General features: G+C 63.2%; 10 protein-coding genes. 3 read left to right on the top strand and 7 right to left on the bottom strand.

Going from position 1 to position 11693, the window contains the following annotated elements; translation table 11 throughout:
• The 4 genes from ABW043_RS00375 to ABW043_RS00360 form a co-directional block, all read right to left on the bottom strand.
• A partial coding sequence (locus tag ABW043_RS00375; RefSeq protein WP_353919266.1) for a TIGR02186 family protein occupies nucleotides 1–414 on the bottom strand: 414 nt, incomplete at its 3' end.
• Nucleotides 411–1337 (bottom strand): sulfite exporter TauE/SafE family protein, encoded by a 927-nt coding sequence (locus tag ABW043_RS00370; RefSeq protein ID WP_353919265.1) that lies wholly within the window; start codon nucleotides 1335–1337, stop codon nucleotides 411–413. The genes ABW043_RS00370 and ABW043_RS00375, both read right to left, overlap by 4 nt.
• Before the next feature lie 233 nt (nucleotides 1338–1570).
• Nucleotides 1571–1969, bottom strand: a complete 399-nt coding sequence (locus ABW043_RS00365) for a VOC family protein (RefSeq protein WP_353919264.1) — start codon at nucleotides 1967–1969, stop codon at nucleotides 1571–1573.
• Between the two features lie 31 nt (nucleotides 1970–2000).
• Entirely contained in the window at nucleotides 2001–2672 is a 672-nt protein-coding gene (locus tag ABW043_RS00360) for a response regulator (RefSeq protein WP_353919263.1), read from the bottom strand.
• A gap of 175 nt (nucleotides 2673–2847) precedes the next feature.
• Between ABW043_RS00360 and ABW043_RS00355 the strand changes: the two genes are divergently transcribed.
• Nucleotides 2848–6351, top strand: a complete 3504-nt coding sequence (locus tag ABW043_RS00355; protein WP_353919262.1) for a peptidoglycan-binding protein — start codon at nucleotides 2848–2850, stop codon at nucleotides 6349–6351.
• A gap of 260 nt (nucleotides 6352–6611) precedes the next feature.
• Here the strand turns inward: ABW043_RS00355 and ABW043_RS00350 are convergent, their stop codons facing one another.
• From ABW043_RS00350 to ABW043_RS00340, 3 genes are all read right to left on the bottom strand, one after another.
• The gene (locus ABW043_RS00350) at nucleotides 6612–8165 is read right to left on the bottom strand and encodes a hypothetical protein (protein WP_353919261.1); all 1554 of its coding nucleotides are present in this window, start codon (nucleotides 8163–8165) and stop codon (nucleotides 6612–6614) included.
• Nucleotides 8166–8169: 4 nt separating this feature from the next.
• The gene (locus ABW043_RS00345) at nucleotides 8170–9108 is read right to left on the bottom strand and encodes a DUF6384 family protein (RefSeq protein WP_353919260.1); all 939 of its coding nucleotides are present in this window, start codon (nucleotides 9106–9108) and stop codon (nucleotides 8170–8172) included.
• 74 nt (nucleotides 9109–9182) lie between these two features.
• Nucleotides 9183–10400, bottom strand: coding sequence for a cell surface protein (locus ABW043_RS00340; RefSeq protein WP_353919259.1), 1218 nt, complete (start codon nucleotides 10398–10400; stop codon nucleotides 9183–9185).
• Nucleotides 10401–10692: 292 nt separating this feature from the next.
• On the opposite strand from ABW043_RS00340, the gene ABW043_RS00335 reads away from it, so the two are divergent.
• Nucleotides 10693–11139, top strand: coding sequence for an SRPBCC family protein (locus ABW043_RS00335; RefSeq protein ID WP_353919258.1), 447 nt, complete (start codon nucleotides 10693–10695; stop codon nucleotides 11137–11139).
• 113 nt (nucleotides 11140–11252) lie between these two features.
• Nucleotides 11253–11375 (top strand): hypothetical protein, encoded by a 123-nt coding sequence (locus ABW043_RS00330; protein WP_353919257.1) that lies wholly within the window; start codon nucleotides 11253–11255, stop codon nucleotides 11373–11375.
• Nucleotides 11376–11693 lie beyond the last annotated feature (318 nt).

Here is an 11693-nt window from a genome sequence, read left to right as displayed (position 1 = left end):
AATATTGGGGATCATGGCATGGGCTTCGGGCAGGATGAAATTCTGGTTGAGCAGATTGATATCGGCGATCTCGAGCAGCCGCCGGCTTGAGAGCACATGAAAATAGCTCGGAAAGCGCTTGAACTCGACCTGTTCGGTATTGAGCCAGATGCCGAAATTATGCGTCTTTTCGCGCGCCACCCGGTCCTGCGTCGGCCCGAGCACCACGATCACGACGTCAAACGGCCCCTCCACATAGCGCTGCTCCGAGCCAGCCTCGGGCGCGATGGTCCCGTAAAAGGTCAGGCGTTCGCCATCAAAACTCGAAGTGATCTGGATCGTGTCATTGGAAACGCCCGAAACCAGTCGCACCGCCGCACCCGCCGGCACTGCCGAAAGCAGGACGAAGAGCACAAGCGCCAGGATGCGGTTCATCGCACCGCACTCGTCACAGCCATGGAGAACACATCATCCGGCGTCAGCACCAGCGACAGCCCGAAACGGATGGCCACGGCAAGAACCAGCAGCGCCAGCAGGCCGCGCAACTGCTCGCCGCGCAAATGTTGCCCCGCCGCTGCGCCAAACTGGGCTCCGGCCGTGCCGCCCACCATCAGGCAGAAGGCGAGGAGAATATCGACGCTCTGGCTTTGGACGGCATGCATGATTGTCGTCGCCGCCATCATCGCCACGACCTGCGCCAGCGAAGTGCCGATCACCACATTGCCCGGCACGCGCAGCAGATAAACCAGCGCCGGCACCATCACGAAGCCGCCGCCAATTCCAAGCAGCGAGCCGACAAAGCCGATGAAGAGCCCGATCGCCAGCACCGGCAGCACGCTGATGTAGAGCCGGCTCTTCTTGAAGCGCACGCGCCAGGGCAGGCCATGGATCCAGCTATGCTGGTTCGGCAGGCGCTCGCGCACCACCACGCCCTGCCGGCTCTTGAGTATCGCCCGCACCGCCTCTTGCAGCATCAGAATGCCGACAAAGCCGAGCAGAACCACAAAGCCCACGGCAATGAAGAGATCGAGTTGCCCGGCCGCACGCAGGACCGAGAAGGTCGCCACGCCGCCAAAAGCGCCCAGAATGCCTGAGAGGATGAGATACATGGCGAGATGCAGGTCGATACCGCCTCGCCGATAGTGGCTGAGCGCGCCTGAAGTCGAGGCCGCCACCACCTGTCCCGTCACCGAAGCCACGGCCACCGACGTCGGCACGCCCGAAAAGATCAGGAGCGGCGTAAGAAGGAACCCGCCACCCACGCCGAACAGACCCGACAGGAAGCCGACCGCCCCTCCGATCCCCACGAGAAAGAAGAGGTTCACGGAAAGCTCGGCGATCGGCAGATAGATCTGCAAGACCCTGGGTCCCGTTTACGGTTGTCTGTTTGAGCCAGAGGCTAACGGCTAGACCGTCAACAAGTGGTCAAGGTTCCAGAAAAACAGGACAAAATTGTATCAAATGATTGGAATTTTTGTGCGGGGGCGAAACCAGGCAGCTTCCTCGCACAGTGTCATTCCCGCGAAAGCGGGAATCTCTGTTTCGCGCATGGGCTTCCCACTTTTGCGGGAATAACCGTGCCGAGGCGAACCTAATTCGCCGTCGGCGTCGCCATCAATTCCCAGACATTGCCCTCGGTATCCTCGAAATAGGCCGAATAGCCCCATTCCGACTCCGTCCCCGGCGTGATGATCGAGCCCCCGGCAATCAGCACGCGCTCAAGAATTTCATCCACCTCATCGGCACTGTCGGCGCGGTGGCTCAAAACAAAACCCGGCGTGCCTTCCAGCGTCTCGGGCTTGCCCGCCGTCTGCGCAATCTGCTCGCGCGGAAACAGCACGAAGGAGAAATCCTCGTCGAAAAAGAAGGCGACATGGTCCTCGCCCGCGCCGATCTTGTCGTCCTCGATCTCGAACAGCGCGCGATAGAACACAAAGGCGCGTTCGAGCTCGTCGACGCCGATGGTGATGATGTTGATCTTGGGCTTCATCGCCTCGTCCTTCTCTATGTGCCGGACGAGCCTAAGCTTTTTCGGCTCCAGTCGCAAAGAGAGCTTCGAATTGTCCCTCTTCAATTCGCGCCGCCGCAATCACGGCCTGCGTGCGGCTATCGACATCGAGCTTTTGCAAAATGGCGGAAACATGCGCCTTCACCGTCGCTTCCGAAATGGACAGCTCATAGGCAATCTGCTTGTTCATCAGTCCATCGCTGAGCATCATCAGCACGCGCACCTGCTGCGGCGTCAGGCTCGCCAACCGCTTCATCAGCGCCGATTGCTCGTCGTCTCCGGTGATCGTCGTTCCCTTGGGCACGAACACTTCGCCGGCCAGCACCGTCTCGATGGCCCGCCGAATTTCCGTCGGCCCCTCGGATTTATGCAGATAGCCCGAAGCGCCCAGCTCAAACGCGCGCCGCACTACGGTCGCGTCTTCCACGGCCGAAATGATCATCACCGGAATTTCCGGATACTGCGCCCGCACCAGCAGCAGCCCCGAAAAGCCGCGCACGCCGGGCATGTTGAGATCGAGCAGCACCAGGTCGCAATCGCGATCGGCATCGAGCGATTTGCTGAGCGTGGCGAGGTCGCCGCTCTCTTCCACGCTCACCGTGGCATCGCCCCCAGCCAGCGTCTGGCGCAGCGCCGCCCGGAACAGGGGATGGTCATCCACGATGATGATGCGGCGACGAGTCATGGGCCTAAACTACTCCAAATCAGGGGGCGGAGCCAGAAAACCATCCTTTTCCGCCTAAGGCATTTGCATATTGCAGCAATCCTTAACGGCTTCTTTACCATGTTTTCCCAAAAGTGACCGTTAGACCTTCGTGCTGCTTCGGCTTGGCACGTGCTCGCTTTGACAGGGACTGACCATGGCCCGCGCCTATCCGCAATCGGACTACGCCGACACCGCTTTCGACCCCGGCGCCGGGGACTGGCAAGCCCTGCGCGGCGAGCTGGTCGCATTGCTCGATCAGGTGGAAAGTCGCTTTGGCGCCGCGTCCGACGGGGGAGGGGTTTCCAACCGCGTCCGGCACCTGCGCGATCAGGTCAGTGCGCCCGATCCGGCGACCCGTCGCCGCAGCGAGGCGCTGCGCAGCGTCAAGCGCGCCGTCGATCGCTTCAATCCGCAGGACGATGAAGCCGACGATCTCAACGCCGCCATCGCCGAAATCCGCAGCCGTCAGGGCGCCTCGATCATTTCTGCCATCGACCGTCGTCCCTCCGATATGCCCGAATTCCGCGAACTGTCGGGCCTTGTGTCCGGCATCGGCGATCGCCTCGGCCGTCTCGAAGGCCAGCTCCGCACCGCCCGCAACAGCTCCTCGGACGTGCACGAAGTCGCGTCCCAGGTCGAACAGCTCACCCAGGTGGTCGAACTCCTCGCCGGCGCAGTCGGCGAAACTGGCCAGGTCAAGCGCCTCGAAACCCAGATTGCCGCGCTCGCTTCAATGATGGAGCGTGCTCCCAAGGTCGATCTTTCTGCCGTCAATTCGCGCCTCGACGATGTCTCGGCCACAGTTGCCAAGCTCGCCGAACTCCAGGCCCAGCAGATGGAGCGCGAGATCGTGCGCGAGGAGCGCGCCGAGTTTGCCCCCAAGAGCAAGCTCGAGCCGGCAATGGCCTCCATCGAAGCCAATGTGCGCAGCGTCTATGACCGCATCGACGCAATCGAGCGGAACATGAGCATTTCCTCGGGCGATTTCGAACGCCTGACGAGCGAAATGTCCGAAGTCACCCAGGCCCTGCGCGACAGCGCCAACAGCCCCGAGCTGCTCGTCTCGCGCGTCGAGTCCCTGGCCCAGCGCCTGCAGTCGGTCGATGGCAGCAGCGACGATGTGCTGGCCCTCAAGGACGACATCGCCGCCCTGCAGCAGTCCGTGCTCAAAAGCATGGAGCCTCGCTTCGTGCGCCTCGAAAGCCAGATCGAGGCTCTCTCGAGCAAGGTCACCCCGGTCGATACTTCGGCTGTCGAAGGCCAGCTCAAGCGCTTGATGACGCGCATGGACGAAGCCGGCGCCCAGCTCGATGGCCTCGCTCGCCTCTATCACGACGCCGGGGACAAGCCCGACTTCGAATCTCTCGCCAATCTCGTTGCCGAACGCACCAGCGACGCCATGAGCCGCAAGGCTCCGGCGCCGGTCGCCATGTTCGGCCCCGAAAGCCTCAAGACGATTGAGGACCGGATTTCGAGCCTCGTGCGCTCGGTCAGCAAGGGCCCCGACGCCGAAACGCTGGCGAGCCTTGTTGCCGAAAAGACCTCGGCCGCCTTCGCAAAGTCCGGCGGCGCCCCTGTTCCCGTGCTCAATCCCGAAGGCTTTGATGCGCTCGAAAAGCGCATGACCGCCGTCTTCAACACCGCCGGCAAGGACACCGCCGAGCGCCTCGCTCGCCTTGAGGCCGCGCTATCCTCGCGCTCCAATGCGCCGGCTCCAGCCCGCGCCGAACCCGCCGCGCCCGCACCCCAGCCGCCAAAACCCCAGAGCCGCGCCTCCGAATTCGACGCTGCCGTCGAAGAGCCGAGCACGGCGCGCCTCGATTCCATCCTATCGAGCCTCAACGGCCAGAAGCGCGCCGACGCAATGCCGTCCAATCCGGCGGACGAAGCGCCGCTGGTTGACCGCGGCTTTGCCGATGTACCGCGCGCTCCGGCCCAGCCACAGGCTCCCGCGCCCCGTCCCGCCGCGCCCGCGCCTCAACCGGCCCGCCCGGTTCAGGCCGAAGTGCAGCCCGCCTTTGATCCTGAAAAGGTCGATCGTCCGCCACGTCCGCAGTCGAGCTTTGCCCAGTTCGATCGCGAGGGCTTTGCCGCCCCCGCGCGCGCTGATGCGTCGGCTCCCGCCGTCGAAGCCCCCGTTTCCAATACCAGCACGTTCGTCGCCGCCGCGCGCCGCGCCCAACGCGCCCGGCAGGAGCAGCAGGTCGCCGAACCCGCCAGCGGCAATTCGCTGATCGGTCGCGCCCTGGCGCGCGTCCGCCCGCAGGCCAAGGCCGCTGTCGCCGAAGACGTCGCACCCGCTCCGGCCCCCGAGCCCAAGGCGGAAAAGCGTCGGCCCCGCAAGCCGGCACCCGAAGCGCCCGTCATCACCGCCGGCGACGAAGCCGCCGATGCCACCCCGAATTTCCTCGTCCGCAATCGCCGCACGCTGCTGCTTGCCCTTGCGGTCGTCGCAGTGTCCATGCTGACGCTTAATCTGGTAATGCAGCGCATGCGTCCGGCCCCCGCGCCGGCGCAAACTTCATCGACCGAGTCGGTGCCGACCTCCATTCCGGTCGATCCGACACCTGCCGCCGAAATGTCCGAACTCGTGGCGCCCCGCGTCATCGACATGGTCGATGCGACCGCCGTCGGCTCGATCAATCCGGGCGAGCGCATGAGCTTCACGCGCGCCACCGAAACGCCGATGCCGCCCACTCTGCTGGCACAGGATGCTTCCGGCGCCGCCGCAGCCGCGCTCAAAATCATCACCGACGACACGACGCCCGCGACCGGCTCCATCGCCGCTGCCGCGCCCGAACAGTTCGAGTTGCCCCCCGAAGCCCTCGGCCCGCTGCCGCTGCGTCAGGCCGCTGCCGATGGCGACGCCAAGGCCCAGTTCGAAATCGCCGCCATCTACACCGAAGGCCGCGCCGTCGAAGCCAGCCCCGAAGAAGCCGCCAAGTGGTATGAGCGCTCCGCCGCACAGGGTTTCGTGCCGGCGCAATATCGCCTCGGCAATCTCTACGAAGCCGGCACGGGCGTCGAAAAAGACCTCGAAATGGCCCGCCTCTGGTACCAGCGCGCCGCCGAAGCGGGCAATCGCATGGCCATGCACAATCTCGCGGCGCTCTATGCCAGCGGCCAGTTGGGCGAACAGCAGTTCGAAGAAGCGTCCCAGTGGTTCACCCAGGCGGCAACGCTGGGCATGGTCGATAGCCAGTTCAACCTCGGCATGCTCTATGCCCGCGGCCTCGGCGTCGAACAGGATTTCGAGCAGTCCTACAAGTGGTTCTCGCTCGCCGCCAAATCCGGCGACGCCGATGCCGCCAAGGCCCGCGACGATATCGCCAAATCCCTCTCGGCCGATGCGGCCAGCCGCATCGGCAGCGAAGTACAGACCTGGGCCAGCGAACCCATCGCCCTCAGCGTCAACTTTGCCCCGATCGGCACCTGGGCGCCCGATTTCGACCCCGGCGAAGCCATTGCCAACAAGGAAGTCGTCTCCCGCGTGCAGCAGGCCCTCAACCGCCTCGGCTTCAATGTCGGCACCCCCGACGGCGTCGCCGGCCCCAAGACGGCAGAAGCCATCCGCACCTTCGAGCGCGGCACCGGCATGAGCGAAAGCGGCACGATCAATCCGCGTCTCCTCGCCGTGCTGGGCAGCCAGCCGGTCTAGACCAATCTAAACATCTGGCGCTTGCCGCAGTCACCCCCTCCCATCCTCCCCCCTCAAGGGGGAGGTGTCACCGAATTCGCCGTAGCGAATTCGGTTGGGGCCGGCGGTTTGGTCGAAACATTGCCCCCGTACTCGATACGACACCTACCCCTTGATGGGGGAGGATGGGAGGGGGTGTTGGCAAGCTCAATGACAAGATTGGTCTATGATGGCCGGGGCGCAGAGCACCGCCCTCAGACACACGCTACGCGCTGGGGTCCCTAAAACCCGCCGCCCGTCTTGAAACCCGTATGCTTGCGCGTGCCGGCATCGCCCGTCCGCGGCCGCGAAAATCCGCCGCCGCCGCTATTGCCGCCGCCGCCCCAGGCACCGCCAAATCCACCACTCGATGGCTTCGATTTCCGCCCGCTCGACGGCGAACCGCCAATGCTGTTGTCCGGCCAGTGGAAACCGCCCTGGTCGCCCCAGGGTGAGGACTGGCTGCTGCTGCCGCGGCGCGTCGAGGAATTGCCCGCGCCCCATTCATTGCCCGGCGCCCAGTTCTGGCTCTTGCGCCACTGGTCCCAATAGCTCGCCGCCGATATCCCGCCGCGCAGGAAGTCGTTGAGGAGGTCGCCGACCAGCTTGTCTTCCTTGAAGGTCGAGCGGGGATCGTCAAAACGCTGCTTCTTGAATTCCCACTGGATGTCTTCCAGCTCGCGCCGGCGCGCGGCAAGGGTCTTGGCCCGCTCGCGCAGGTCGCGACTTTCTTCTTCTTCCTCGCGCATGCGGGTGCGCGATTCATCGATCTGGGCGACGATGGTGTCGTCCTTGCCGGTCCGCGTGCGGCGCGCTTCGGCAAGAAGGGTCTGGATATCTTCCTGGCCGAGCGCTGCGGCAAGCGCCGCCGCGGCAGAAGCCAGGGTCGGGTCGCTGCCATTGGTCAGGGATTGCAGGGTCTCGCCCGCCGCGTTGCGCTTGTCCTCGGCCTCGACGATGGCGGCATCGATCGCCTGTACATCGGCTTCCGCCTTGCTCTTGGCGTCGCGCAAAGGCCTGCCGCCCGCAGCATCGGCTGCTGCGTTCGCCAGGGTCACAAGCCCTGCGTCCGCCGCCTGTGCATTGGCTTCCTGCCGTTCTGCATGCTCACGCAGCCGCAGAGGAATGTCGTTGAGCATGGCATAGTTGGGCCGCGCTTTCTGGAAGCCGACGAGGTTAGCCACCATCCCGTCGAAATAGCGGATGAGGTTGTTTGCCTTATAGGCCGAGGTGCCGTAGCCGCTGTCCCAGAGGTACATGAAGAGCGGGTCGTCGCGGTAAGGCTTGCCCTTTTCTTCCCGGTCGGTTTCGGCGAGCCGGGTCTTTTCCAGCGACTGATCGGCCACTTCGCCTAGCGCCTTCGCCGCGGCGCGCTTTTCGGCATAGGCCGGGTCGGTTTCGAGCCGCACCGAAACCTCTTGCAGCAGCGCATCGAGCGCCTTCTGCTTTTCGGCAAGGTCGGCCACGGCATTGCGGCGGCGCTCCACCAGCGAAACCCGTCCCGCTTCCAGGTCTTCGATGCTCTTTTGCGCCTTGTCGACGGCCTTGCCGTGCGACTTCAGCGATTCACGCGCCTTGCTCTCGGCGCTCGAAATGCGCCCGTCGAGTTCGGATTGAATGGCCGGGTCGAGGCGCAACTGCGCCAACTGGCGAAACAGCTCCGCTTCGCTTTCCTTGATCTTGGCGACGATTTCAGTCGAGCGCGCCAGCCGGCGGGAAATCTCATCTTCCTCGCGCCGGATATCGCTCATCGCTTCTTCGAGAGAAGCGAGGGCCTGTGGACCACCTATGCTCATGCCATCACCATTCGGTCACTGCGCCGTCCAGCACCGGCATCTGGAATTCGACATCGAGAAAGCCGTCCGATTTCCGGCCCACTTCGTTGGCCTGGATGATGCCATCGTCGCGCTTGTCATTGGCCACGGCATTGTAGACCGATTCCGGCACGCGCTGCCCCCATTGGGAGACAACCTTGGTCTCCCCGGTTTCCTCGTTGAGGATGGGCAGGCTCAGCGCCTTGCCGTCCGGGTCGATTGCTTCCACCACGAGATAGTAGTTCGTGGCGTCGGTATTGATTTCAGGGAAGGTCCAGAAGCCGGATTGTTCGTCCGAGCGGTTGACCACCCGCACCACATATTCCTGCCGCAACTGGTCGCGAAGGCCCGTCAGGTCTTCGACAATACCCTCGGCGCCGGGACGATTGCCCTCTGCGGCAAAAGCCTTGCCGCGGCTGACCAGGGCATCGGCCTGCACCACGGCCTGCTGCACCTTGGTCTCTTCGAAAATGGTGGTGTAGAGCGCATCCATCTGCGCGGGCAGGCCCTCGGTCAGCTCGACCTGGCTGCGCTGTTCCTGTCCCGCCTGGAAAGGCCGGTAGATGCCGAAATACCCCACGCTCAAGACGAGGATCGCCGCTAGCGCCAACAAGACCGGTCGGCCCCAGGTCTTGCGACCCACATAGAGCCGCGCCAGGGTGGTGTTGAGGCCCGGTGCCGGCGGGTCGTAGGCAAAGCGGCTCTCGGCGAGAGCCTCGACGCCTTCCTTGAGAATGTGGTCGGGGACCTCGATGCCCTGCTGCCGGTAGATTTCGCGCAGGCGCTCGATCAACTGGCCTTCGCGGGCCGTGTCGCCGAGTTCGCGCGTCACCAGGTCCTGGCGGTGGCGGAGCGTGTCCACCACATCCATGGCCAGCATGACTTCATCGAGTGGGGCAGCCGGCTTGGCTGTCGCGTCGCTCATTCTCAGGTTTACTTCCCGCCGCTCGGTTGGTGCGTTTCCGGACGTATCATCCGGAAACGCGGCATTTCAGAGTTTCAGTTCTTGGTTTCGAGCAGGAGCGCATTGCCCTCGGCGGCGAGTGTCGCCAGGCGCCGCTTGCCGTCTTCCACCGCATCGCGGATTTCGGCCGAGTTCTTGGTCGAAGCGACACGCATCTCGTTGATGATGGTGCGGCTCTTTTCCTGGAAGTTGACCACGGAATCGACGAGCTTTTTCACCGCATCGGCGCGCACGGTCGGGCCATAGCCCGCCTTGACGGCTTCTTCCTGCACCTTGTCGCCGATCTCCGAGAGCGTTTCGAGGCTCTTGGACATGCCTTCCTTCATCGCGTTGAGCGTCGCGGTCGATTCGTGCAGGCCGAACATGCCGGTGAACGAGGCGGATAGGGCGGTCAGCACGGTTTCATTGGTCGAGAAAAACGAGATCGACTGCTGGTAGACACGTTCCTTGGCATTGGTCGTCTGCATCAGACGCGCCATCACCACTTCCGAGGTATTGTAGGAAATGGTCAGGTTGTCCGAGAGGTCCTTGGCGATCTGGTAGCGCTTTTCCTCGTTCTGCATGTCGCGCAGTTTTTCGTCGCGCGCCATTTCGAGGCGTGCGCGATCGGCCGGCACAGTACCTGCAAAGGCGGCCAGCTCGTTCGAGGACGCCTGAAGAATGTTCTTCTTCTCTTCAAGACGCTTTTCGGCCGTCTGCAGCACTTCGAGCGCCATCACTTCGGACTGCTTCAGCGCGCCGCGGAAATCGCGATAGGCCTCAAGGATCGTTTGCTCGCGATCGATCTGGTCCTTGGTGTCCTTGGTCACCTCGAGATAGGTGTCGCGGATCTTGTTGAAGCGCGAAGCGATGTCGCCGCGGCTCACCTTCATCCAGACGTTCGAGGCGCGCTCGAGGAGGTCGAGCTTGTTGTCGGCCAACTGGTCGACCATGCCCTTGGCGTCGTCGCGGATGGAGTCAAAGCCCTTGGTGATGTCCTCGTAGCGCTCACCGATCTTCATGGCGGCAACCTGTTCGCGCACCACTTCATTGAAGGCGCTCGCCTGGCTCAGCGTGCGGCCGATCAGGATGACGCGGGTCTCGTCGAGTTCGGTAATCTGGCTCAAAAGCCCGGTGATCGGCTGTTCGCCCTGCTGTTCGGGCCAGATGCCGAGGTCGCGGATGGCATTGACCGCCTTGTCCAGGTACTGCAGCGGCTTTTCGGCAATGGCCGGCGCGCTGGTCTGCGGGGCGGTCGTTACTTGGTCGGTCATCATCTGCTCCCTGGCATAGTTTGGCTCTCGGGCCGGCTTGTGCCTCAGCCCTAGATTGCGCGTGAGGGCAACGCTGACAATTGCATCCCCCCGTCCGCGCAACTATTTAGTCCATATTGGTGCGAAAAAGCCGCACGTAAAGAGTAGGGTTCGCCACCATGAATAAGAACAGTCTTGCCCGAGCATTATGCTGGCTTTGCGACATCGTCGGCGTGTCGCCGCGCGACATCGTCGGCGTGTCGACTCACGACATCGCAGGGGCAGTCTGATGGAGTTCGGCGGCCGCTATAAAATGAGTGCCCCGCGCTCCCGCATCTGGGATGCGCTCAACGATCCAGAAATGCTCAAAGCCGCCATTCCCGGCTGCCATCTCATCGCCTGGTCCGGCCCCGACACGCTCGATCTCGAGATCAAGGTCAATCTCGGCATCATGCAGCCTGTCTTCAAAGGCGAGCTGGCCCTTTCCAATGTGACGCCTGCCGAGCGCTACAGGCTTTCCGGCCGGGGCAAGGGCGGCCTGATGGGCCTCGCCGAGGGTGCGGCCGATGTCGTGCTGTCCGATGCGGGCGAGGATACGCTGCTCGACTTTGCCGCCGAAGGCGGTGCCTCGGGCCAGATCATGAAGATGGGCAAAGCCATCATCGGCAATTCCGCCCAGCGCATCATCGATGGTTTTTTCGAGCGTTTTGGCACCGCTGCCGGCGTCGAGGTGACACCACTCCCGCGCGAAAATCTTTGAGCGTTTACCGCTCCTTAACCATGCCATAAGCTGCCACGAGCGGGCCTTAATCCCGCCGCGGCCCGCGATGTAGAGACAAGCCGCCCTTTCATAAAATTTGTCTCAAATCGCTCATGTCCAGTTCTTCCCGCGACGGTCTCGCCCTTTACGTCATTGCCTTCGCCGCCATCCTTGCCGTACTCTATGCCGACGTCGATCTGGGGACGCTGTTCTCGGCAATTCTGGCGCGCTGGTAATCCCGGCGCCTGCCTATCCACGTCAGATTTTGACCATCCGGAAAAATTTCGCGTCGTCCCTCTTGCGGGCGAAGTGATTGCACGATTTTATCGCCCTTCAGCGCATGCGGATTGCGGAGAGGGTATTTCCCGTCCGTTTGCGAGACAGGGAGATACAACAATGAAATTCTCGACCCTTACCAAGGCCGTTGCTGGCGGCGTTGCTCTGAGCGCGGTGATGGCTGGTGCCGCCTTCGCTGATGCTGCTCTCGTCTATGACGGCGGTGGCAAGTTCGACAAATCCTTCAACGAAGCTGCCTACAACGGCGCTGAAATGTT

This window comes from Devosia sp., from assembly GCF_040509215.1.
In the GTDB taxonomy this organism is placed as follows: Bacteria; Pseudomonadota; Alphaproteobacteria; order Rhizobiales; family Devosiaceae; genus Devosia.
Note: the sequence above shows the minus strand (reverse complement) of the source record. Positions and strands in the feature narration are given on the sequence as shown.